The sequence below is a fragment of the Clavibacter michiganensis subsp. tessellarius genome (assembly GCF_021922985.1).
In the GTDB taxonomy this organism is placed as follows: domain Bacteria; phylum Actinomycetota; class Actinomycetes; order Actinomycetales; family Microbacteriaceae; genus Clavibacter; species Clavibacter tessellarius.
The window spans coordinates 1,926,100-1,949,179 of record NZ_CP040788.1 but is presented as its reverse complement, the minus strand read 5'-3'; the positions used below and the strand labels follow the sequence as shown (position 1 = coordinate 1,949,179).

Genomic DNA, 23,080 nt, shown 5'->3' with positions numbered 1-23,080 from the left:
CCTCAGATGCGCGGCGGGCTCTTGTGCGTCTCGACCCCGCTGCGTATCCTGAAAGGCTGCCTAGAGCGGACATCCACATGGTCCGGTCGGTGCGGCCCACACGTGAATCGCATACGCAGCCAGGGAGGGTGTCATGACCACGACATCGACGACAGACGCACGCACGCACTCGACCTCCGCTGGCGCACTCCGCGTGCGCCTCCACGGCCTCCGCCCGGGCACCGCCCGCTAGACGTTGCCGGGAGGGCGCCGCCCACGCCTCGACCTCCCGCCGGATCCGTGCCGCGGGTCCACCCGCCTCCCTCCGTCCCGACATGCGCGTCTCGTGCCCGCCGTCGTGCTCACCGCCTGCCGTCGTCACCCGCCGCCGGCTCCCCTCGAGGCCGTCTCCGGATGACCGCGCCGCTCCACCACGACCTCGCCGTCGGCGTCCTGACGCCGACCGCCGCCGCACCACCGCCCGACCGCCATGGATCGGGCCTACCGAAGGAACGCCTCGTGCCCAGCACACCGCCCGCCGACCAGGCCGCGCCCCCCTCCGATCGCCACGGCCCCCGGCCCGGCACCATCGCGGTGCTGATGCGCCTCCTGCCGTTCGCGCGCCCGGCCATGCCGAGCATCGTCGCCGGCATGGTGGTCGCCCTCGTCGGCTCGCTGCTGGCGCTGATCATCCCGCAGATCCTGCGCGGCCTCGTCGACGGACCCCTCGGCGACGGGGACGGCGCGGCCGTGGTGCCCGCGGTGCTCCTGATCCTGGGCCTCGGCATCCTCGAGGCCGCCATGATCGCGCTCCGCCGCTGGTTCGTGCTGAAGCCCGGCACCCTGATGGAGGCGGACATGCGCAACGCCTTCTACCGCAAGCTGCAGCGGCTGCCCGTGGCCTTCCACGACCGGTGGCAGAGCGGCCAGCTGCTGTCCCGCATGGTCAGCGACCTCAACCTCATCCGCCGGTGGATGGCGTTCGGGCTCGTGCTGTTCGTCGTGAACATCCTCACGATCCTGGTGGGCATCGGGTTCCTGGTCTCCATCGACTGGCGTCTCGGCATCGGCTTCCTCGTCTGCTCCATCCCCCTCTGGGTCTACGGCTACCTCTTCGAGCAGAAGTACTCGTCCGTGGCCCGCCTCAGCCAGGACCAGTCCGGCGACCTCGCGACGAGCGTCGAGCAGTCGGTGCACGGGATCCGCGTCCTCAAGGCGTTCGGCCGCGGCAAGCACATGCACGACGCGTTCGCCGAGCAGGCGGAGGAGCTGCGCGGCACCGAGATCAAGAAGGCGAAGGCCATCGCCGGCATCTGGCTGTGGCTGCTGCTGGTGCCGGACATCACCTTCGCCCTGGCGCTGCTCGGCGGCGTGCTGCTCGCGTCCGCCGGCCAGATCTCGGTGGGCGACCTCGTGGCCTTCTTCGCGACCGCCGCGGTGCTGCGCTGGCCCATCGAGTCCGTCGGCTTCCTGCTGTCGATGACCTTCGACGCGCGCACGGCCATCGACCGCTACTTCGAGGTGATGGACGAGGAGGACGCGATCACGGACCCCGACGCGCCGGCGACCATCGCCCGTCCCTGCGGGCACCTGGTCTTCCGCGACGCGCACTTCCGCTACCAGGACGCTCCCGCGGGGCAGGCGGACCTCGTCGACGGCATCGACCTCGAGCTGCTGCCCGGCGAGACCATGGCGCTCGTGGGCGTCACGGGCTGCGGCAAGTCGACGCTCACGGCCCTGACCACCCGGCTCTACGACGTGACGGGCGGCCGCATCGAGCTCGACGGCGTGGACATCCGCGACCTGCGTCTCGAGGAGCTCCGCAGCCGGATCGCCATGGCCTTCGAGGACGCGACGCTGTTCTCCTCGAGCGTGCGCGACAACGTGCTGCTCGGGCGACCGGACCTCGCCGACGGCGGTCCCGAGGCGGAGCGCGTGCTGCAGGAGGCGCTCGACATCGCGCAGGCGGGCTTCGTGCGCGACCTTCCGGACGGCATCGAGACGACGGTCGGCGAGGAGGGGCTCAGCCTCTCCGGCGGCCAGCGGCAGCGCCTCGCGCTCGCCCGCGCCGTGGCCGCGGCGCCCTCGGTGCTCGTCCTCGACGACCCGCTCTCGGCGCTCGACGTCGACACGGAGGCGCTCGTCGAGGCGGCGCTGCGTCGCGTGCTCGCCTCCACCACCGCGCTCATCGTGGCGCACCGCCCCTCGACCGTGATGCTCGCGGACCGGGTGGCGCTCATGCAGGACGGCCGCATCACCGCGGTCGGTCGGCACTCCGACCTGCTCGCCACCAGCGAGCACTACCGGTTCGTCATCTCGAGCCTGGACGTGGAAGGGAACACCGTGCGCGAGGAGGCCTCAGCATGAGCGTCACCGGAGTCACCGGCGAGGAGAGGGACGACTTCTCCCGCGCCGAGAGCAGGCAGATCCGCCGCCGCTCGACGCGGCTGCTCGTCAGCGCCGTCCAGCCCGTCAAGCGGACGCTGATCCTCACGGCCGCCACGATCCTCGTGGCGACCGCCGCGAACGTGGCCGGCCCCGCGCTCATCGGCGTGGGCCTCGACCGCGCGCTGCCGTCGCTGCTCGACACGGGCGACTTCACGCTGCTCGCGCTCGTCATCGGGGCGTACGTCCTCGTCGCGGTGACGGGCGCCGTGCTGGTGGCGAAGTACCAGGTGATGTCGGCGCGCATCGCGCAGGAGATCCTCATCGACCTCCGCAAGCGCATGTTCCTGCACACCCAGAAGCTGAGCCTCGAGTTCCACGAGACCTACACGTCGGGCCGCATCATCTCCCGGCAGACGAGCGACCTCGACTCCATCCGCGAGCTGCTCAACGGCGGCATCAACCAGCTCGTGCAGGGCGCGCTGTACATGGCGTTCACCGCGATCGCGCTGTTCTCCTTCGACTGGGTCTCCGGCCTCGTGCTGCTCGCGGCGCTCGTGCCGCTGTTCTTCCTCAGCCTCTGGTTCGCGCTCAAGTCGCAGGCGCTGTTCCGGCAGACGCGCGTGAAGTCGGCGCGGCTCATCGTGCACTTCGTGGAGACCATGACCGGCATCCGCGCGGTGAAGGCGTTCCGCAAGGAGAAGCGCAACGCCGACGAGTTCTCCGAGCACGTCGAGGGGTACCGCGACACGAACATGCGCGTGATCCAGGTGTTCGGCGTCTTCGACCCGGGCCTCATCCTCATCGGCAACATCACGGTGGCCGTGGTGCTGCTCGTCGGCGGCCTGCGGGTGGCGGACGGCCAGCTCGGCATCGGCGCGCTGCTCGCGGTCGTGCTCTACACGCGCCAGTTCTTCGGCCCCGCGCAGGACATGGCCATGTTCTACAACAGCTACCAGTCGGCCTCGGCCGCGCTCGAGAAGATCTCGGGCGTGCTCGAGGAGGAGCCGAGCGTGCCGGACCCGGTGCAGCCCGTCGACCTGTGGCACTCCACGGGCCACGTCTCGTTCGAGGGCGTCGCGTTCGGCTACGGGACGGGGAAGACGATCCTCCCGACCTTCGACCTCGACATGCCGGCGGGGCAGACCATCGCGCTCGTCGGATCCACGGGGGCGGGCAAGACGACGCTCGCGAAGCTCATCTCCCGGTTCTACGACCCGTCCGCCGGCCGCGTCGCGCTCGACGGCGTGGACCTCCGCGACCTGCACCCGAAGGACCTCCGCCGAGCCATCGTCATGGTGACGCAGGAGGCGTACCTCTTCTCCGGCTCGGTCGCGGACAACATCGCGATCGGGAAGCCCGACGCGACGCGCGGCGAGATCGAGGAGGCGGCGCGCGCGGTGGGCGCGCACGAGTTCATCGCGAGCCTGCCCGACGGCTACGACACCGACGTGAACAAGCGCGGCGGGCGCGTCTCGGCGGGGCAGCGGCAGCTGGTCTCGTTCGCGCGCGCGTTCCTCGCGGACCCGGCGGTGCTGATCCTCGACGAGGCGACGAGCTCGCTCGACATCCCCAGCGAGCGGCTCGTGCAGCAGGGCCTCACGACGCTGCTCGCGGACCGGACGGCCATCATCATCGCCCACCGGCTCTCGACGGTCGCGATCGCCGACCGCGTGCTCGTGATGGAGCAGGGCCGGATCGTCGAGGACGGGACGCCCGAGTCGCTCATCCAGGGCACGGGTCGGTTCTCGCAGCTGCACGCGGCCTGGCGGGAGTCGCTGGTCTAGCCACGTCGGTGCCGGACGCCTCCCGCGCGGGTGGCGTCCGGCCCCGGCCTCAGAGGTCGAGCGCAGGGGACCCGGTCGGCAGCCATGCATGCACGGCGTCGCCGTCGGCGGCGGCCAGCCAGCCGTCGCCGCACGTCATGGCGGCGGCGGGCGACGGATCCGGCCACCAGGTGTCCTGCACGGCGGGCGCGGGAGCGTCGGCGGGCGCGGCGGCGCAGCCCAGCCGGTCGGACGGCGTCCCGGAGCGGAACCCGAGGATCGCGCCCTCGCCGCGCAGCGAGGTCTTGATGCGGATGTCGGTCGCGTCGGCGGGGATCCACGCCGGGATGCGTCCGTCGGCGTCCGCCGTCGTGGCGTAGATGCGCGCGTCGGCCGGGCTGGTCATGCCGCCGACCGTGCTCGCGGCGCCGCAGCCGCCGAGGGCCAGGACGAGGGCGCCGGCGAACGGGAGGGCGGCGAGGGAGCGGGCGGACGGGCGTCGGGGCATGCTCCCAGTCCAGCGGACGAGCGGGATCGGCGCATCGGCCGCGAGGCCCCGGCGGTGGTCCCGGAGCATGATCCGGGCTCGGCCGTGCGGCGGACGCAGCGCGCCGGACGGAGCGCGGCACGAGGCGACGACCCGGCGGCAGCGCCGGCGACGAGGCGGCGCCGCCCCTCAGCCCGTCACGGGAACCAGCGCGCCGCCTCCAGGTCCACCCGGTAGCCCGCGTCCGTAGGAGCGTCGAGGAGCGGGGTGCCCTCCGCCTCGTACCGGGGCCGCGCCTCGTCCGCGAGGCCGGTCGGCGGGTGCCCGCCCGCCCGGAGCACGCGCCACCAGGGGAGCCCCGAGCCGTGGTACCGCATCACCATGCCGACGGCGCGGGCGCCGCGACGGCCGAAGACGGCGGCGACGTCGCCGTAGGTCATGACCCGGCCGGCCGGGATCTCCGCCACGACCTCGAGGACGCGGTCGGTGTACTCGCCCGGCGTCGTGAAGACGGCCACGCGCTAGAGCGCCAGCGCGCCGATGGCCTCGCCGTACTGGGTCTCGCCGATGACCTCGAAGCCCACGTGCGTGAAGAACTCCTCCGGCCCGTCCTCGCCCGGCTCCCACACGACGGTGAGGCGGTCGAAGCCACGCGAGCGCGCCTCGTCGGCGAGCGAGAGCACGGCGAAGCGGCCGACGCCGTGGCCCTGCGCGTCCGCATCGACGTTGATGCGCCAGATGCAGCTGCGGAAGATCTCCTCGTGCGCCTCGGGGTCGAAGTTGCCCATGATGAAGCCGACGACCTCGCCGTCCTCCACGACCACGCGCGGCCAGGCGGTGGTGGGGTTCACGTACGCCTCGGCGATGGAGTGCGACACGGGGGCGACGTAGTTCTCCTGCCCCGGCTTGAGCGTCAGCGTGTTGGCCGCCACGATCGTGCGGGCGCTCAGCTCTTCGAGTGTCATGTCGCTCATGCGCACACAGTATCGTCCGGCGCCCGGCCGGGCCAGGACGCCGCGGGCCCCGCCGGATCACGGGATCCGGGATGTCTCGATGTCGAGACAACCACCTCGCCGGGTAGGCTGGCCGACGGATCCACCGGCGACGAGCCGGACCCGCCGCGCGCCGACGGAGACGCGCGGACGGAGGGCACCGACGAGCATGAGGAGGACTTCGTGGAGAAGATCAAGGTAGAGGGGACCGTCGTCGAGCTCGACGGCGACGAGATGACGCGCATCATCTGGCAGTCCATCAAGGACACGCTCATCCACCCGTACCTCGACATCGACCTCGAGTACTACGACCTGGGCATCGAGAAGCGCGACGAGACCGACGACCAGATCACGATCGACGCGGCGAACGCCATCAAGAAGCACGGCGTCGGCGTCAAGTGCGCGACGATCACGCCCGACGAGGCGCGCGTCGAGGAGTTCGGCCTCAAGAAGATGTGGCGCTCGCCGAACGGCACCATCCGCAACATCCTGGGCGGCACGATCTTCCGCGAGCCCATCATCATCAGCAACATCCCGCGCCTCGTGCCCGGCTGGAACAAGCCGATCATCGTCGGCCGCCACGCGTTCGGCGACCAGTACCGCGCCACCGACTTCCGCTTCGAGGGCGAGGGCACGCTCACGATGACGTTCACCCCGAAGGACGGCTCCGAGCCGCAGCAGTTCGAGGTGTTCCAGAGCCCCGGATCCGGCGTCGCGATGGGCATGTACAACCTCGACGACTCGATCCGCGACTTCGCGCGCGCCTCGCTGTCCTACGGCCTCGCCCGCAACTACCCCGTGTACCTCTCCACGAAGAACACGATCCTCAAGGCCTACGACGGCCGCTTCAAGGACCTGTTCCAGGAGGTCTTCGAGGCCGAGTACGCCGAGCAGTTCGCGGCCGCCGGCCTCACGTACGAGCACCGCCTCATCGACGACATGGTCGCCGCCTCGCTCAAGTGGGAGGGCGGCTACGTCTGGGCCTGCAAGAACTACGACGGCGACGTGCAGTCCGACACCGTGGCCCAGGGCTTCGGCTCGCTCGGCCTCATGACGAGCGTGCTCACCACGCCCGACGGCAAGGTCGTCGAGGCGGAGGCCGCGCACGGCACGGTCACGCGCCACTATCGCCAGCACCAGCAGGGCAAGCCCACCTCGACGAACCCGATCGCGTCCATCTACGCCTGGACCCGGGGCCTCGCGCACCGCGCCAAGCTCGACGGCAACGACGCGCTCAAGACGTTCGCGGACACGCTCGAGGACGTCGTCATCACGACGGTCGAGAGCGGCAAGATGACGAAGGACCTCGCGCTCCTCGTCGGGCCCGACCAGCCGTACCAGACGACCGAGGAGTTCCTCGCGTCGCTCGCGGACAACCTGCAGGCGCGCCTGGCCTGATCCCGCGGACGTCCTCGCGACGCCGCCGCACGCCGAGAGGCCCCGCCCCCGATACGGGGGCGGGGCCTCTCGCATGCCCGGGTGCGCATCGCGTGTGCAGAGGGCCGACGGGGGCTGTGAATTCCTCCCTACGGTTCTCCCCATCGCGTCGACGACGCGAGTCCGCGACGGCGGCGACCGCCGTGCAGCGCACGAGGTGCGCCGCGGATCCGGATGCCGGTGCGCCGGCGACAGGAGGGAACAGCCATGCCCATCCATCGAGACCCGCTCGCGCCCGGCAGGAGGCGCGTGCTGCACGCGACCCGGCCCCTCGCCGCGTGCGCCCTGGCCTTCGCGCTCGTCGCCGCCGGCACGACGACCGCCACGGCGGACGACGCGCCGACCGCGTCCGTCCCCGTCGGCGCGAAGGACGGCAGCTACCTCGTGACCCTGCGGGACCAGCCCGCCGCGGCGTACGACGGCACCCTCGACGGGCTCGCGCGCACGAAGGTCGACCCGGGCGCCCGGCTCGACGCGCAGTCGGACGCCGTCCAGCGCTACTCCGACCACCTCACGCACCTCCAGGACTCCGCGGCGACCGCGGCGGGCGTCACCCCGACCGACCGGTACTCCCTCACCGTCGACGGGTTCTCGGCCAAGCTCACGGCGGCCCAGGTCCAGGCGCTCGCGCACGACAGCCGCGTGCTGAGCGTGGAGCCCGACCGGATCATGCACCCCATGTCCACGCCGGACTCCCGCTTCCTCGGGCTCGAGGGCGACAAGGGCCTCTGGTCGAAGGTGGGCGGCGTCGGGGAGGCGGGCAAGGGCACGGTGATCGGCGTGCTCGACACCGGCATCGCCCCCGACAACCCCTCCTTCGCGGGTACGCCCCTCGGGACCACGCCCGGGGCGGATCCGTATCGCGACGGATCCCGCATCGACTTCCGCAAGGGCGACGGCACCGTCTTCCACGGGACGTGCCAGACGGGCGACGGGTTCACCGCCGACGACTGCTCCACCAAGATCGTCGGCGCACGGGCGTTCGAGGCCGGCTGGGCCGCGGGCGGCAGCCCGATCGGGCCGCAGGAGAAGGTGTCCCCGCTCGACACCGCCGGGCACGGGAGCCACACCACGAGCACGGCCGCGGGCGACGCGGGCGTGACGGCGACCACGGGCGCCGTCCAGGAGACCATCGCCGGCATCGCCCCCGCGGCGAAGATCGCGGCCTACAAGGTGTGCTGGGGTGGGCCCGACCTCAAGAAGGAGACCGACGACGGCTGCGCGACCTCGGACATCGTCGCCGGGATCGAGCAGGCCACGACGGACGGCGTCGACGTGATCAACATGTCGCTCGGCGGTGCGGGGAGGCCAGAGGACACGTTCCAGCGCGCTCTGCTCGGCGCCGCGAACGCCGGCGTCTTCGTCGCGGCGTCGGCGGGCAACAGCGGCCCCGACGCCGGGACGCTCTCCAACCCGGAGCCGTGGATCACCACCGTCGCCGCCAGCAGCGTGCCGGACAACTACTCCGGGACGGTCACCCTCGGCAGCGGGGCGGCCTTCAGCGGCGCCTCCGTCAGCGTGGGGTCCCCGGTGAAGGGACCCCTCGTGCGGGCGGCGGACTCCGGGGTGAAGGGCGCCACGTCCCCCGAGCTGTGCGGTGACGGCACGCTGGACCCCGCCAAGGTGCGCGGCCGCATCGTGCTGTGCGACCGGGGCGTGGTCGCCCGCGTCGACAAGAGCGCGGAGGTGAAGCGCGCGGGCGGCATCGGCATGGTGCTCAGCAACGTGAAGTCCGACTCCGAGGACCTCGACCTCCACAGCGTCCCCACGGTGCACCTCGACGCCGACTCGCACGCCGCGATCGACGCGTACGCGGCGAAGGCGGGTGCCACGGCGACCCTGACGAAGGGGAACACGACGGGCGTCGAGCGGCCCGCGCCGCAGGTCGCGGGCTTCAGCTCCCGCGGCCCCTCGGAGGTGGTCGACGGCGGGGACACCATCAAGCCGGACGTCACGGCTCCGGGCGTGGGCGTCCTGGCCGCGATCAGCGACGACGGCGGCAAGCCCGCCTTCGCCGCGTACTCGGGCACGTCCATGTCCTCGCCGCACATCGCCGGATTCGGGCTCGTCTACCTCGGCGTCCACCCGAAGGCCTCGCCGGCGGAGGTCAAGTCGGCGATCATGACGACCGCGACCGACACGGTCGGCGCGGACGGCAAGCCCGTCACCGATCCCTTCGCCCAGGGAGCGGGGCAGATCGCCCCGGACCGGTTCCTGCAGCCCGGCCTCTTCTACCCGAGCGGCGCGAAGGACTGGGCCGCCTACGCCGCGGCCACGGGGCTCGCGCTGCCGCACCCGGTGGCGCCGGTCGCCCCGTCCCAGCTGAACCTGCCGAGCATCGGCGTGGGGAAGCTCCTGGGATCCACGACCGTCACGCGCACCGTGACGTCGCTGACCGCGGGCACCTGGACGGCATCCGTCCAGGGGGTGTCCCAGGCGGACGTGAAGGTCACGCCCGCGCGGCTGACGTTCACGGCTCCGGGCCAGACGAAGTCCTTCCAGGTGCGCATCACCGCGAAGCGCGGGGCGCCGTCCGACACGTGGTCGACCGGCTCGCTCACCTGGAGCGGATCCGCCGGCACCGTCCGCAGCCCCATCGCGGTGCGGCCGACCGCGGTCTCCGCCCCGGCGACGGTCGGCGGCACCGGCACGAGCGGGAAGGTCGACGTGTCCGTCGACGCCGGCATCACGGGCAAGATCCCGCTGACGACCGCCGGGCTCGCGCGCGGCCAGCTGCTGGGCGACGGGAAGACCGGTCACACGGGCACCGTCAGCACCACCGAGGGCGACGAGAACAAGATCACGGTGAAGGCGGGCGAGAAGGCGCTCGTCCTCGACGCGGTGCCGGTCGACGGGGCCTCCGATCTCGTGATGCAGCTGGAGAAGGCGGGCAAGACCGACGACGACCGCACGTTGGTGACGCTGCAGAACACGTCGTCGCTGTCGGAGCGCATCGTCGTGCCGGCGCCGGCGGCCGGCGACTACGTCGTCACCGTGGAGGCCGCGAACCTCGCGGGCTCGGCGAAGAGCGTCGACTACGACCTCACGGCGTACGACGTGCAGGGCACGGGAGGGGAGGGGGCGTTCGCGGTCTCACCGGCCTCGCTCCCCGTCACCACGGGGAAGAAGGCCACCTACACGGCCTCGTGGTCGGGTCTCGCCGCCGGCGCGTCCTACGTCGGCGTCGTGGGCTACGGCGGGAGCACCGCCAGCACGATCGTGGACGTCACCACGCCCGCCGCCTCGGCCGCGCCCGCCGCGACCACGGCTCCCGCCATCACCGGCACGCCGGACGTCGGGCAGACGCTCACGGCGTCGACGGGCACGTGGACGCCGCAGGGCGTGAAGCTCGCCACGCAGTGGCTGTCGGGCGGCACGCCGATCGCCGGGGCGACGGGATCCACGTTCCGCGTGACCCCCGCGGTCGCGGGCACGTCGCTCGCCGTGCAGGTGACGGCCACCGCGCCCGACGGTCAGACGGCTGTCGCCACGAGCCCGACCGTCACCGCACGGGCCGTGGCGACGGTGCACCTGCAGGCGACGCGACCGCAGGGCACGCCGAGCGGCGGCGTGCACGTGCAGGTGTCGGTGACGTCGGCCGCGGCGCAGGCGGCCACCGGGGTGGTGCGGGTGACCGTGGACGGGGCGGAGCACGACGTGCCCCTCGACGGCTCCGGGAACGGCTGCGCGGATCTCACGGGCATCGCGCCCGGGACGCACACGGTGCAGGCCGCCTACGCGGGCGACCACCTCGTCGGCGCGGGCACGAGCCGCGCGCAGAGGATCGTCGTGCGCTGATCGTCGCGAGCTGACGACGGAGGGCGGGTGCCGCAGGGCACCCGCCCTTCGTCGCGCGTGCGCGATGCGCACCTACACAGGAGGGAGGGGCCGAGCCTGAAAGGCGTCCCCGTGAGAGGGGTCGGCGCTCAGGGGCGGGCGGCGTGCGAACCGGTCCAGATGCCCGAGATGGCGGTGATCGCGCCCGATCCGGAACTGTTACACAGCGGTAACACCGATCCTTTCTCAGGGTGAATACCCGGGGTATGTTGAGGTTTCGTGCGCGTCGCAAGGGGCGCGTTCGGGCCACCGATCCCCATCTGAAGGACGTGTTCGTGATCCCACGCTCCCCTCGGCTCCGTCCGGAGTCCGACCGCGCATCCTCCCTGCGCAGGGCGACGGCCTCCGTCGCCGCCACCGCCCTCATCGCCGCCGGCCTCGTCACGTTCGGAGCAGGGGGCGCGATGGCCGCGCCCGCGCCGTCCGTCGCGAAGCAGGCGTCCGACCTCGAGGACGGCCGCTACATCGTCACCCTCGTCGACCAGGCCGCCGCGACCTACCAGGGCGGCATCGCGGGTCTCCCCGCGACGCAGGCCCGCTCGGGCACGCAGCTCGACGCCCGGTCCGCTCCCGTCGTGGAGTACACCGACCACCTCGAGGAGCAGCAGCAGGATGTCGCGGCCAGCGTCGGCGCCGACATCGACTACTCGTACTCCCTGACGGTCAACGGGTTCTCGGCCGACCTCACCGCCGAGCAGGCCGCGGAGCTCTCGAGCGACCGGAAGGTCCAGAGCGTCGAGATCGACCGCATCTACCACCCCACCTCTACCCCGGCCGCCGACTTCCTCGGCCTCACGGGCCCCGACGGGGTCTGGGCGAAGACCGGCGGCCAGGAGAGCGCGGGCGAGGGCGCGGTGATCGGCGTCATCGACACCGGCATCGCCCCCGAGAACCCGTCGTTCGCGGGCGAGCCGCTCGGCACCGCGAAGGGCGACGAGCCCTACCTCGACGGATCCACGATCCGCTTCGACAAGGGCGACGGCAAGCAGTTCACGGGCCTGTGCCAGACCGGCGAGCAGTTCACCGCCGCCGACTGCAGCACCAAGATCGTGGGCGCGCGCTACTACGTGAACGGCTTCGGCAAGGCCAACATCGGCACCGCGGCGACGGGCGAGTACGTCTCCCCGCGCGACGGCGACGGGCACGGCTCGCACACCGGATCCACCGCGGCGGGCAACGCCGGCGTGGAGGCCACCATCGACGGCAACCCGCTCGGCGACATCTCGGGCGTCGCCCCGGCGTCGAAGATCTCGGCGTACAAGGTCTGCTGGTCCGGGCCCGACCCGGCCGTGCAGACCGACGACGGCTGCGCCGGCGCGGACCTCGTCGCCGCCATCGAGCAGGCGACGAAGGACGGCGTCGACGTCATCAACTACTCCATCGGCGGCGGCTCCGCGCAGACGACGTTCTCCGCGACCGACGCGGCGTTCCTCGGCGCGGCCAGCGCGGGCATCTTCGTGTCCGCCTCCGCGGGCAACTCCGGCCCTGGCGCCTCCACCCTCGACAACGCGTCGCCCTGGATCACCACGGTCGCCGCGAGCACGGTCGCGGGCAACTTCGAGGCCACCGCGAAGCTCGGCGACGGGCAGCAGTACGCGGGCTCGTCCATCACGGTCACCGAGCCGGTGACCGGCGCGTTCGTCACGGCGGCCTCCGTCGCCGCGGCCGGCGCGACCACCCCGAACCTGTGCGGACCCGGATCCCTCGATCCGGCCACGGCGGCCGGCAAGATCGTCCTGTGCGAGCGCGGCACCTTCGACCGCGTCGCCAAGTCGGCCGAGGTCGAGCGGGCCGGCGGCATCGGCATGGTGCTCGTGAACCCGACGCCCAACTCCGTCGACGCCGACACGCACGCCGTGCCGACGGTGCACCTCGACGCGGACGTCTACGCGGCCGTCTCCGCCTACGCGGCGACGCCCGGCGCGACCGTCACCCTGGTGCCCGACAACACGACCGGCGTCTCCGCCCCGACCCCGCAGGTCGCCGGCTTCAGCTCGCGCGGCCCGGTCCTCGCGGACGGCAGCGACATCCTCAAGCCCGACGTGACGGCGCCCGGTGTCTCGATCATCGCGGCGACGGCCAACGCGGAGGGGGAGGACCCGACCTACGCGCTGCTGTCCGGCACGTCGATGGCCGCCCCGCACGTGGCCGGCCTCGCGCTGCTGTACCTGGGCGAGCGCCCGAACGCGCCCGTCTCCGAGATCAAGTCGGCCCTCATGACCACCGCGTACGACACGAAGGACGCGGACGGCGAGACGGTCACGGATCCCTTCACCCAGGGCGCCGGGCACGTGGACCCGCGCCGCTACCTCGACGCGGGCCTGCTGTACCTCAACGACCGCAGCGACTGGGTCGCGTACCTCGCGGCCCTCGGCTACGCCACCGGCATCGACCCCGTCGACCCGTCGGAGCTCAACCTGGCGAGCATCGCGATCGGCACCCTCACGGGCTCCGAGACCGTGACGCGCGAGGTCACCTCCACCGGTCCCGGCACCTACACGGCCAGCGTGCAGGGCCTCGCGGGCGTCACGGCGGACGTCACCCCGTCCACGCTCGAGTTCACCGAGGCGGGCCAGACGAAGTCGTTCGAGGTGTCGTTCACGCGCACCACGGCGGCCGTCGACCGCTACGCCACCGGATCGCTCACCTGGACGAGCGCCGACCACGTCGTGCGCAGCCCCGTCGCCGTGAACCCCGTCACCATCGCGGCCCCGGCCGAGGTGCAGGGGACCGGCATCGACGGATCCGTCGACGTGACGGTGACGCCCGGCACCACCGGACCGATCGCGCTGACCGCCGAGGGCCTCGCCGCCGGCGTCGTGATCCCGAACCCGAAGGACGCCTCGTCGCCCTTCACCGGATCCGGCCCCGCCAAGACGTCCGCCACCTACCCGGTGACCGTCCCCGCGGGCCAGCTGGCCACCCGGATCGACCTCGACTCCGCGGACGACGCGGCCGACCTCGACCTCACGGTCACCCGGGTCGTCGACGGGAAGGTGGTGGCGACGTACACGTCGGCCACCGAGTCCGCCGACGAGTCCGTCACCATCGAGACGCCGACCGCCGGCGACTACGTGGTGAAGGTCGACGTCTTCTCGATCCCCGAGGGCGAGACGACGGAGGAGTACACGGTCACGAAGTTCGACCTGTCCACGACGACGGACGAGGGCGCCTTCCAGGTGTCCCCGAACCCGATCGACGCGACGCAGAGCCGGCCGGCCACCTACACGGCGTCGTGGAGCGACCTCGCTCCCGAGACCGCGTACCTCGGTCGCGTCGCCTACTCGGGCTCCGCGTCGACGACCTACGTGCGCGTCGAGTCGGGCGCGATCCCGGCCCCCGTCGCGACCGCGCCCCCCGTGATCACCGGCACGCCCACCGTCGGCCAGACGCTCACCGCGTCGCCCGGCACGTGGGACGCCGAGGGCCTGGCGTTCTCGTACCAGTGGTACGCGGACGGCACGCCGCTCGCCGGCCAGACGCGCGCGACCTACCGGGTCTCGCAGTCGGTCGCGGGCAAGGCGATCACGGTCGTCGTCACGGCGAAGCCGGCCACGGGTCCCACGGGCACCGCGACCAGCGAGCCCGTCGTGATCAAGCTGGCCAGCACGGTCACGGTGGGCATCAAGCCGTCCGTCCTGACCAGCGCCCAGAAGGCCGTCGTCACGGTCAAGGTCGACAGCGCGGCGAAGGCGGCGCCCACGGGCACCGTCACCGTGACGGTCGGCACGGACGCGTACGAGGTCACCCTCGACGCGTCGGGCACCGGCCGCGTCGAGCTGCCGGCGTACGCGAAGGGCCGGTACGCCGTGACCGCCGCCTACGCGGGCGACGACGCGAACGCGCCGAAGACCAGCGCGCCGAAGTACCTCTCCGTGAGCCGCTGATCCGCGACTGACCGGGAGTGACCGCCGAGGGGGCGGGTGCCGTGAGGCGCCCGCCCCCTCGTGGCGTGCGCGGGGTGGGCCAGGCGGTGCGCGCGGCCGACGCGCGCGCCGGAACCCGACGTCGGACGTCGGGCTCCGGCGTCGGCGTCAGCGGAAGATGATCGTGCGCGCCCCGTCCATCAGCACGCGGTGCTCCGCGAACCAGCGCACGGCCTGCGTGAGGGTGCGCGACTCCTCGTCCTGGCCGATGGCCATGAGCTCGCGGGCGCTGCGCGAGTGGTCGACCCGCACGACGTTCTGCTCCACGATCGGCCCCTCGTCGAGGTCGCTCGTGACGAAGTGGGCGGTCGCGCCGATGAGCTTCACGCCGCGCGCGTGCGCCTGCTTGTAGGGGTTCGCGCCCTTGAAGCCGGGGAGGAAGGAGTGGTGGATGTTGATGATCCGGCCGCTGAGCCGCGCGCACAGCTCGGGGGAGAGGATCTGCATGTAGCGCGCGAGCACCACCAGCTCGACGTCGTGCTCCTCGACCGCGCGGATCACGCGCTCCTCGAACGCCCGCTTCGACGCGTCGTCGGTGACCGGTACGTGCTCGAACGGCACGCCGTAGAAGCCCGCGAGGTCGGCGAGCTTCCCGTGGTTGCTGAGCACGAGCGGGATCTCGACGGGCAGCTGGCCCGCGCGCTGCCGGAACAGGAGGTCGTTCACGCAGTGCTCGGCGGTGGATCCCAGCACGAGCGTGCGCAGCGGCCGACCCACCTCGTCGAGGTGCCACGTCGCGTCGTAGCGCTCGACCACGGCGGCGAGCGCGTCGGCCAGCCGGTCGTCGTCGGCCGCGCTCTGGATCTGCAGGCGCATGAAGAACCGGCCCGTGTCGGCGCTCGAGAACTGCTGCGACTCGGTGATGTCGCCGCCGGCCTCGACGATGGCCCCGGCGATGGCGTGGACGATGCCCGGCCGGTCGTCGCAGGAGAAGCTGAGGACGCGGTGCGGGGCACGCGCCGGGGTGGCCTGGTCGGTCATCCGTCTAGGCTAGCGACTGGCCGGGCGGATCCCGCCGGCCCCGGGAGCTCTCCCGCCGTCGACGTCCCGTGGGTCTCCATGACGAACACCTCCCCCATCTTCCTGCCCGATCCCGACCGCGTCGCGCACGCCGGCCGGCGCACGCCCGTGCCGCCGCACGACCCGTCGGATCCGGCCTTCCGCTTCCCCTGGGTCGGCATCCTCACCCTCGCCGCGTGCGTGTTCCTCAGCGTCACGAGCGAGACGCTGCCCACCGGCCTCCTCAGCGAGATGAGCGGCGACCTCGGGGTGGAGGAGTCGCGCGTCGGCCTCCTCGTCTCGGTGTTCGCGATCGCCGTGGTGGTCTCGAGCGCGCCGCTCGCGGCCCTCACCCGGCGGGTCCCGCGGCACGCGCTGCTCCTCGCGGTGCTCGCGGTCTTCGCGACGAGCAACCTCCTCACGGCGCTCGCGCCCACGTTCGAGCTCGTCGTCGCGACGCGCGTGCTCGGCGGGCTCGCGCACGGCCTGTTCTGGGCGGTCGTGGGCGCGTACTCGGCGCACCTCGTGCCGCCCGCGCTCATCGGCCGGGCGGTCGCGCTCACGGTCGGCGGCGGCAGCCTCGCGTTCGTGCTCGGCGTGCCGCTCGGCACCGCGGCCGGGCAGGCGTTCGGCTGGCGCGCGGCGTTCGCGGGGATCGGCGTGCTCACGGTGCTGGGGATCCTGCTGACCTGGCGCTTCCTGCCGGCGGTGGGCCGGCCCGAGCGCGAGGCCCCCGCGGCCGCGTCGGGCGCGGGCCGCGTGCCCCTCCGCGCGCGCATGGCCGGGCAGGGCGTGGGCGGCGTGCTGCTCGTCTGCGTCACGGCGATGGTGATCATGATCGGCCAGTACGGCTTCTACACGTACGTCGACCCGTTCGTCACGCGCGTCATGGGCATCCCCGAGGAGCAGCTGAGCGCGATGCTGTTCGGCTACGGGATCGCCGGGGCCGTGGGGCTGCTCCTCGCCGGCACGCTCTTCTCCCGCCGGCCGCAGCTCGGCGTGGTCTCGGGGCTCGTGGCCGCGGCCCTGGGCGTCAGCGCGCTGGCGTTCGCACCGGGCATGTGGGCCGTCGCGATCCCCGGCTTCCTCCTCTGGGGCCTCGCGTTCGGCGCGATCCCGTCCCTCCTCCAGACGCGCATGCTGCACGCGGCGCACCCGTCCTTCCGCGACACGGCGAGCTCGTTCTACACGACCGCGTTCAACGTGGGCATCGGCGGCGGGGCGCTCGCCGGGGGCGCGCTGCTCGACGGGCTGGGGATCCCGGCGCTGCCGGTCGCGTACCTCGTGGTCATGGCGGTGTCGGTGGTGCTCGTGGTCGGATCCGCGGGGCGGGCCGCCCGGGGTCGCTCGGCCGCCGCGCGCGCGGAGGCCTGACGCCGCCGGACCCGCGAGGCCGTCGGCGATCCCCCGTCGTCCCGGGGCGGCGGACGCCTGCGGGAGGCCGTCGGGGTTCCCCAGCCGCCGCGGAGTGCCGTCGGCCTGCGGGAGGCCGTCGGGGTTCCCCAGCCGCCGCGGAGTGCCGTCGGCCTGCGGGAGGCCGTCGGGGTTCCCCAGCCGCCGCGGAGTGCCGTCGGCCTGCGGGAGGCCGTCGGGGTTCCCCAGCCGCCGCGGAGCGCCGTCGGCCTGCGGGAGGATGGGAGCCGTGACCACGACCCCCGCGCCCCTCGGCCTCCTCCTCGACGTCGACGGCCCCATCGCCAGCCCGATCACCCGCACCCTCGCCATCCCGAGCATCGCCACCGACCTCGTGGAGCTCGCCGCCGCGGGCGTGCCCATCGTCTTCAACACCGGCCGCTCGGACGCCTTCATCCGCGAGCAGGTCGTCGGGCCGCTCCTCGCGGCCGGCCTGCCCGAGGGCGCGCGCGTGCACGCCGTCTGCGAGAAGGGCGCCTCGTGGTTCTCCATCACGCCCGCGGGCGCGGGGGAGGTGCACGTCGACCGGTCGCTCGCGCTGCCCGAGGCCTACATGCGCGACATGGAGCGGCTCGTCGCCGAGCGCTTCGCCGACTGGATGTTCTTCGACGCCACCAAGCACGCCATGGTCTCGCTCGAGCAGCTCACGAGCGTGTCGTCCGCCGACTACCTCGCCGTGCAGCCCGACCTCGACGCGCGCGCGGTCGAGATGCTCACCGCTCACGGGCTCGGCTCGGTGCTCGAGGGCGTCGAGGTGCCCGACGCCGAGGGGCGCGTGCAGGTGCGCGTCGACCCCACGATCATCTCGACCGACATCGAGTCGATCCGCCTCGGCAAGGACCTCGGCGCCGCCCGCGCGCTGGAGCTCCTCGCCGACAGCGGCCCGCTGCCGCTGCGCTGGCGCACGGTCGGCGACTCGCGCACCGACTACGCGATGGCCGGCTGGCTGCACGAGCATGGCCACGAGGTCGCGCACGTCGACGTGCGGCCCGCCGACGGCATCCCCGCGACGCCGTACCCGGTGCTCACCGCGGGCGACCTCGTGCACGACCACGCGGGCGCCGCGTTCCTCGCGCACTGGGTGCGGATCGTCCGCGGCGAGGCGGCGGACGACTCCGCGTTCCTGGCGCCGGGGCGCTCCGCGAGCTGATCCGGGCGGATCCGCGAGGCCGCTCGCCGCGCTCGCCGTACGACCCCAGGGCCCGTCCGATCCGGACGGGCCCTTCCGCGTGTGCGCGAACGGATGTTAGCCTCGGCTAACACTTCGACGGAGAGGCCGCCATGACCCGCACCGCCCCCGAGCGCCGCGCGCGCCGGCCCGTCTCGGGTCCGCGGCTCGTCCTCCTGCTCGGGCCGGCGTTCGTCGCGGCCATCGCCTACGTGGATCCGGGCAACGTCGCCGCGAACCTCACCGCGGGCGCGCGCTACGGCTACCTGCTCGTGTGGGTGCTCGTCGCCGCGAACCTCATCGCCGTGCTCGTGCAGTACCAGTCAGCGAAGCTCGGGCTCGTCACGGGGAGCAGCCTGCCGGAGCTCCTCGGCCGCCGGCTGCCCACCACCCGACGCCGCGCGTTCTGGGTGCAGGCCGAGCTGATCGCCGCGGCCACCGACCTCGCGGAGGTCATCGGCGGGGCCATCGCGCTGCACCTGCTGTTCGGGATCCCGCTGCTGGCGGGCGGCGTGATCGTGGGGCTCGTCTCCATCGGCCTCCTCGCCGTGCAGTCGCGCCACGGGCAGCGGCCGTTCGAGCTCGTGATCGGGGCGCTCCTCGTCGTGATCACGATCGGCTTCCTCACGGGCCTCGTCGTGAGCCCGCTCTCCGCATCCGGCATCGCGGGCGGCCTCGTGCCGCGCTTCGACGGGCCGGACAGCGTGCTGCTCGCCGCGAGCATGCTCGGCGCGACCGTGATGCCGCACGCCGTGTACCTGCACTCGTCGCTGAGCCGCGACCGGCACGGCGTCCAGACGGACGACGGCGTGCTGCGGCGGCTGCTCCGCGCGACGCGCTGGGACGTGATCACGGCGCTCGCCGTGGCCGGCGCCGTCAACATCTCCATGCTCCTCATCGCGGCCGCGAGCCTCGGCGGCGTGCCCGGCACCGACTCGATCGAGGGCGCGCACGCGGCCATCACGGCGTCGCTCGGGCCGGTCGTGGGCGTCGTCTTCGCGGTCGGGCTGCTCGCCTCCGGCCTCGCGTCGACGTCGGTCGGCGCCTACGCGGGCGCGGCGATCATGGGCGGCCTGCTGCACGTGAAGGTGCCGCTGCTCGCGCGGCGCGTGGTGACGCTGATCCCGGCGCTCGCGATCCTCGCGATCGGGGTCGACCCGACCACCGCCCTCGTCGTGAGCCAGGTCGTGCTGAGCCTCGGGATCCCGTTCGCGCTCGTGCCGCTCATCCGCCTCACGGGCGACCGCCGCGTGATGGGCGACCACGTCGACCGGCCGCTCACGCGGATCGCGGCGTGGGTCGCGGTGTCGCTCGTGGTGGTGCTGAACGTCGCGCTCGTGGTGCTGACCTTCACGGGCTGAGCGCGTCGCGGCGCGCGGGCCGGCCGCGGGTCAGTCGGCCGCGGAGACCCACACCGCGGAGGCCGCTGCGGGCGTGAGGGGACGTGCCGCGGATCCGTCGACCGTCACGAGCACGGCGTGCGGGTCGCCCGACGCGGCGGCTCGCACGAGCGTCGCGTCGAGCCCGATGCCGTGCTCGGCGAGCTCGCGCAGCAGGCGCGGGTCCTCGTCGGAGATGCGGCGCACGCGCAGGGGCCGGTCGGCGGTGGCGAGGGCGAGCACGGTCGCGTCGGGGAGGTGCGGCTCGCCGTCGGCCGAGGGGATCGGGTCGCCGTGCGGATCCCGCGACGGGTGCCCGAGGTGCGCGTCGATGCGCGCCACGAAGTCGTCGGAGACCGCGTGCTCGAGCACCTCGGCCTCGTCGTGCACCTCGTCCCAGCCGTAGCCGAGCACGTCCACGAGGAACGTCTCGAGCAGGCGATGGCGGCGCACCATCTGGATCGCGTGCCGGCGCCCCTCCTCCGTGAGCTCGATGCTGCCGTACGGCCGGTGCTCCACGAGGCCCTGAGACGTGAGGCGGCGGATCCCGTCGGACGCGGTGGCGGGCCGGATCCCGAGCCGCTCCGCCAGCCGCGACACGGTCATGGGCTGGTCGGTCCACTCGGTCGCCGACCAGATGAGCTTGAGGTAGTCCTGCGCGGCGCTGGAGAGCTCGTCGACGGACATGCCGCCATGGTACCGAGCGCCCGCGCCCGGCCCCCGGCCGCCCGGGCGGTGCATGCTGGACGGGACCGCGGGCAGGGACGCCCGCGGCGGATCCGATGGAGGAACCACATGCAGTACCGGAATCTCGGGAACAGCGGCGCGGTCGTCTCGACCTACGCGCTCGGCACCATGACCTTCGGCGCGGAGGCGGACGAGGAGACCTCGGGGCGCATCCTCGAGGCGTACGTCGCCGGCGGCGGCACGTTCATCGACACCGCGGACGTCTACACGTCGGGCGTCTCGGAGGAGATCGTCGGCCGCTGGCTCGCCGCGCATCCGACCGAGGCCGACCAGCTCGTCGTCGCCACGAAGGGCCGCTTCCCGATGGGGGAGGGGAACAACGACGTCGGCACCTCGCGCCGCCACCTCACCCGCGCGCTCGACGACTCGCTGCGCCGCCTCGGCGTCGACACGATCGACCTGTACCAGATGCATGCCTGGGACGCCGTGACCCCGCTCGAGGAGACCCTGCGCTTCCTCGACGACGCCGTGCGCGCCGGCAAGATCTCGTACTACGGCTTCTCGAACTACCTCGGCTGGCAGCTCACGAAGGCCGTGGGCCTCGCGAAAGCCCTGGGATACACGCCGCCCGTGACGCTGCAGCCGCAGTACTCGCTGCTCGTGCGCGAGATCGAGTCGGAGATCGTGCCGGCGTCGCTGGACGCCGGCATCGGCCTGCTGCCCTGGTCGCCGCTCGCGGGCGGCTGGCTCACGGGCAAGTACCGCCGCGACGAGACGCCCACCGGCGCCACCCGGCTCGGCGAGGACCCGGAGCGCGGCATGGAGGCGTTCACGCCGCGGAACGGCCAGGAGCGCACGTGGGCGATCCTCGACGAGGTGCGCCGGATCGCCGACGCCCACGGATCCACGTCCGCGCGCGTCTCGCTCGCCTGGCTCGAGGCGCAGCCGGCGGTGACCAGCGTGATCCTCGGTGCCCGCACCGTGGAGCAGCTCGAGGACAACATGGCCTCCGCCGACCTGGAGCTCACGGCCGACGAGATCGCGTCGCTCAGCGCGGTGAGCGCGCCCGTGGTGTCCGACTACCCGTACGGCCCGGCCGGCGTGCAGCAGCGCCACCGCGTGATCGACGTGCGCGGCTGACCGGGACGGCGCCGGTCGCCGTCGCCGCGGGCGACGGGATCGGCGCCGTGGCGGGGGCCGGTGCCGGCTCCGGTCGCCTGTCCGGGCGTCCCGCGGCGCGGTCCGGCCCCGGGCGCTCGGCCCGCGGCGTGATCCGCACCCGCGGCACGTGCCGGCGCACCACGACCTCGAGGGTCAGCTGCCCGCGGCGCGCGAGCACCACGGCGACGACCATCGCGGCCAGCGCGGGCACGCCGCCCGAGACGACCATGCCGACGTGCACGCCCCACGCCTCGACGATCCCGCCCATGAGCGGTCCGCCGATGGCCTGGCCGCCGAGGAGCACGAGCACGTAGACGCTCATCACCCGGCCGCGGATGGCGACGTTGCTGGAGAGCTGCACGAGCGAGTTCGCGGCGGTCTGGAAGAGGAGCGACGCCATGCCGACCGTCACGAGCACGGCGGCGAACGGCGCGATGCCGGGCATCACCCCGGCGGCCGCCTGCAGCAGGCCGGTGATGCCGACGCCCACCACGATCGTCCGGAGCCGCACCGTCGCGCGCCGGGTCGAGAGCAGGGCGCCGGTGAGCGCGCCGATCGCGACCATCGAGTTGAAGAAGCCGTAGCCGCCCGCGCCCACGTCGTAGACGTCGCTCGCGAACGCCGCGAGCAGCACGGGCATCGTGAGGCCGAAGACGCTGAACACGGCCACGAGCACGACGGGCCAGAGGATGGTCGGCTTCGACCGCGCGTAGCGGAGGCCCTCCGCGAGCTGGCCGCGGCGGCGCGGGGCGGGCGGGATGCGGATCAGGTCGCGGGTCTTCAGGCTCCACAGGGTGAGCACCACGACCACGCAGGCGAGCGCGTTGATCGCGAACGACCAGCCGGCGCCGACCGCGAGCAGCAGGATCCCGCTGAGCGCGGGCCCCACCATGCCGCCGAGCTGGAACACCGAGGAGTTGACGCTGATCGCGTTCCGCAGGTGCTCCTGCCCGACGATCTCGGTGACGAACACCTGACGGGCCGGGTTGTCGATCACCGTGACGAGCCCCGTCGCGAACGCGATGGCGAAGATGTGCCACGCCTCGACCGCGCCCGAGAGCGTGAGCACGGCGAGCAGCGCGCTGAGGAGGGCGTAGGTGCCCTGCGTGATCATCATCAGCATCCGCTTCGAGCAGCGGTCGACGATGACGCCGCCGAGCAGCCCGAAGAACAGCATGGGCGCGAACTGCATCGCGACCGTGATGCCGACCGCGGTGACGCTTCCGGTGAGCTCGAGCACGAGCCAGTCCTGGGCGATGCGCTGCATCCAGCCCGAGGTCATGGCGATGACGTTGGAGGCCGTGAACCGGCGGAAGTTCGGCACGCTCAGGGCGATGAGCGTGTGGCGCCACGGCGGGCGGCGGGTCTGGATCGGGAGCGGGGCGGTCGGGGGGAAGGCGTTCGGCGGGGGTGTCATCTGTCCTGCGGTGTGCGTTGCGTATCGGCGGATCGGTTCCGTATGGG

15 protein-coding genes are annotated in these 23,080 nt (G+C 73.2%); 9 read left to right on the top strand and 6 right to left on the bottom strand.

Going from position 1 to position 23,080, the window contains the following annotated elements:
- The first annotated feature begins 498 nt into the window (after positions 1 to 498).
- Together FGG90_RS08970 and FGG90_RS08965 are read left to right on the top strand one after the other, a co-directional pair.
- Positions 499 to 2,346: an ABC transporter ATP-binding protein gene (locus FGG90_RS08970; RefSeq protein WP_210433044.1), complete on the top strand. Its 1,848-nt coding sequence runs from the start codon at positions 499 to 501 to the stop codon at positions 2,344 to 2,346.
- Positions 2,343 to 4,151: an ABC transporter ATP-binding protein gene (locus FGG90_RS08965; protein WP_094127875.1), complete on the top strand. Its 1,809-nt coding sequence runs from the start codon at positions 2,343 to 2,345 to the stop codon at positions 4,149 to 4,151. The genes FGG90_RS08970 and FGG90_RS08965 overlap by 4 nt, the downstream gene beginning before the upstream one ends.
- Before the next feature lie 49 nt (positions 4,152 to 4,200).
- Here FGG90_RS08965 and FGG90_RS08960 read toward each other — a convergent pair whose 3' ends face one another.
- The 3 genes from FGG90_RS08960 to FGG90_RS08950 form a co-directional block, all read right to left on the bottom strand.
- Complete coding sequence (locus FGG90_RS08960; RefSeq protein WP_237583283.1) at positions 4,201 to 4,638, bottom strand: hypothetical protein; 438 nt, start codon at positions 4,636 to 4,638, stop codon at positions 4,201 to 4,203.
- A gap of 176 nt (positions 4,639 to 4,814) precedes the next feature.
- On the bottom strand, positions 4,815 to 5,135 hold the full coding sequence (locus tag FGG90_RS08955; protein WP_094127881.1) for an MGMT family protein: 321 nt from the start codon (positions 5,133 to 5,135) through the stop codon (positions 4,815 to 4,817).
- Between the two features lie 3 nt (positions 5,136 to 5,138).
- Complete coding sequence (locus tag FGG90_RS08950) at positions 5,139 to 5,591, bottom strand: GNAT family N-acetyltransferase (RefSeq protein ID WP_086517744.1); 453 nt, start codon at positions 5,589 to 5,591, stop codon at positions 5,139 to 5,141.
- 201 nt (positions 5,592 to 5,792) lie between these two features.
- Here FGG90_RS08950 and FGG90_RS08945 point away from each other — a divergent pair, with 201 nt between their 5' ends.
- From FGG90_RS08945 to FGG90_RS08935, 3 genes are all read left to right on the top strand, one after another.
- Positions 5,793 to 7,007, top strand: coding sequence for an NADP-dependent isocitrate dehydrogenase (locus tag FGG90_RS08945; protein WP_094127884.1), 1,215 nt, complete (start codon positions 5,793 to 5,795; stop codon positions 7,005 to 7,007).
- 246 nt (positions 7,008 to 7,253) lie between these two features.
- Positions 7,254 to 10,844, top strand: a complete 3,591-nt coding sequence (locus FGG90_RS08940; protein WP_094127887.1) for a S8 family serine peptidase — start codon at positions 7,254 to 7,256, stop codon at positions 10,842 to 10,844.
- A 308-nt stretch (positions 10,845 to 11,152) separates the two neighbouring features.
- Complete coding sequence (locus tag FGG90_RS08935) at positions 11,153 to 14,770, top strand: S8 family serine peptidase (RefSeq protein WP_094127890.1); 3,618 nt, start codon at positions 11,153 to 11,155, stop codon at positions 14,768 to 14,770.
- Positions 14,771 to 14,917: 147 nt separating this feature from the next.
- Here the strand turns inward: FGG90_RS08935 and purU are convergent, their stop codons facing one another.
- Positions 14,918 to 15,790 carry a formyltetrahydrofolate deformylase gene (gene purU, locus FGG90_RS08930; protein ID WP_094127893.1) on the bottom strand — a complete coding sequence of 291 codons (873 nt, stop codon included), beginning with the start codon at positions 15,788 to 15,790 and terminating at the stop codon, positions 14,918 to 14,920.
- Positions 15,791 to 15,868: 78 nt separating this feature from the next.
- On the opposite strand from purU, the gene FGG90_RS08925 reads away from it, so the two are divergent.
- The 3 genes from FGG90_RS08925 to FGG90_RS08915 all read left to right on the top strand — a co-directional run bounded on the left by FGG90_RS08925 (position 15,869) and on the right by FGG90_RS08915 (position 19,750).
- Positions 15,869 to 17,182 carry an MFS transporter gene (locus FGG90_RS08925; protein WP_094127896.1) on the top strand — a complete coding sequence of 438 codons (1,314 nt, stop codon included), beginning with the start codon at positions 15,869 to 15,871 and terminating at the stop codon, positions 17,180 to 17,182.
- Between the two features lie 259 nt (positions 17,183 to 17,441).
- Complete coding sequence (locus FGG90_RS08920) at positions 17,442 to 18,371, top strand: Cof-type HAD-IIB family hydrolase (protein WP_094127899.1); 930 nt, start codon at positions 17,442 to 17,444, stop codon at positions 18,369 to 18,371.
- Between the two features lie 131 nt (positions 18,372 to 18,502).
- Positions 18,503 to 19,750: an Nramp family divalent metal transporter gene (locus tag FGG90_RS08915; protein ID WP_094127902.1), complete on the top strand. Its 1,248-nt coding sequence runs from the start codon at positions 18,503 to 18,505 to the stop codon at positions 19,748 to 19,750.
- Positions 19,751 to 19,780: 30 nt separating this feature from the next.
- Here FGG90_RS08915 and FGG90_RS08910 read toward each other — a convergent pair whose 3' ends face one another.
- Complete coding sequence (locus FGG90_RS08910) at positions 19,781 to 20,455, bottom strand: metal-dependent transcriptional regulator (RefSeq protein WP_094127905.1); 675 nt, start codon at positions 20,453 to 20,455, stop codon at positions 19,781 to 19,783.
- Between the two features lie 108 nt (positions 20,456 to 20,563).
- On the opposite strand from FGG90_RS08910, the gene FGG90_RS08905 reads away from it, so the two are divergent.
- Entirely contained in the window at positions 20,564 to 21,595 is a 1,032-nt protein-coding gene (locus tag FGG90_RS08905; RefSeq protein WP_094127908.1) for an aldo/keto reductase, read from the top strand.
- On the opposite strand, the gene FGG90_RS08900 is transcribed toward FGG90_RS08905, so the two are convergent.
- The gene (locus tag FGG90_RS08900; protein ID WP_094127911.1) at positions 21,504 to 23,033 is read right to left on the bottom strand and encodes an MFS transporter; all 1,530 of its coding nucleotides are present in this window, start codon (positions 23,031 to 23,033) and stop codon (positions 21,504 to 21,506) included. The two genes, FGG90_RS08905 and FGG90_RS08900, sit on opposite strands and share 92 nt — an antisense overlap.
- Positions 23,034 to 23,080: the final 47 nt, after the last annotated feature.

Coding starts and splice junctions, on each gene's coding strand:
- FGG90_RS08965 (WP_094127875.1), top strand. CDS start 2,343: ATGAGCGTCACCGGAGTCACCGGCGAGGAGAGGGACGACTTCTCCCGC.
- FGG90_RS08960 (WP_237583283.1), bottom strand. CDS start 4,638: ATGCCCCGACGCCCGTCCGCCCGCTCCCTCGCCGCCCTCCCGTTCGCC.
- FGG90_RS08950 (WP_086517744.1), bottom strand. CDS start 5,591: ATGAGCGACATGACACTCGAAGAGCTGAGCGCCCGCACGATCGTGGCG.
- FGG90_RS08940 (WP_094127887.1), top strand. CDS start 7,254: ATGCCCATCCATCGAGACCCGCTCGCGCCCGGCAGGAGGCGCGTGCTG.
- purU (WP_094127893.1), bottom strand. CDS start 15,790: ATGACCGACCAGGCCACCCCGGCGCGTGCCCCGCACCGCGTCCTCAGC.
- FGG90_RS08925 (WP_094127896.1), top strand. CDS start 15,869: ATGACGAACACCTCCCCCATCTTCCTGCCCGATCCCGACCGCGTCGCG.
- FGG90_RS08920 (WP_094127899.1), top strand. CDS start 17,442: ATGGGAGCCGTGACCACGACCCCCGCGCCCCTCGGCCTCCTCCTCGAC.
- FGG90_RS08915 (WP_094127902.1), top strand. CDS start 18,503: ATGACCCGCACCGCCCCCGAGCGCCGCGCGCGCCGGCCCGTCTCGGGT.
- FGG90_RS08910 (WP_094127905.1), bottom strand. CDS start 20,455: ATGTCCGTCGACGAGCTCTCCAGCGCCGCGCAGGACTACCTCAAGCTC.
- FGG90_RS08905 (WP_094127908.1), top strand. CDS start 20,564: ATGCAGTACCGGAATCTCGGGAACAGCGGCGCGGTCGTCTCGACCTAC.
- FGG90_RS08900 (WP_094127911.1), bottom strand. CDS start 23,033: ATGACACCCCCGCCGAACGCCTTCCCCCCGACCGCCCCGCTCCCGATC.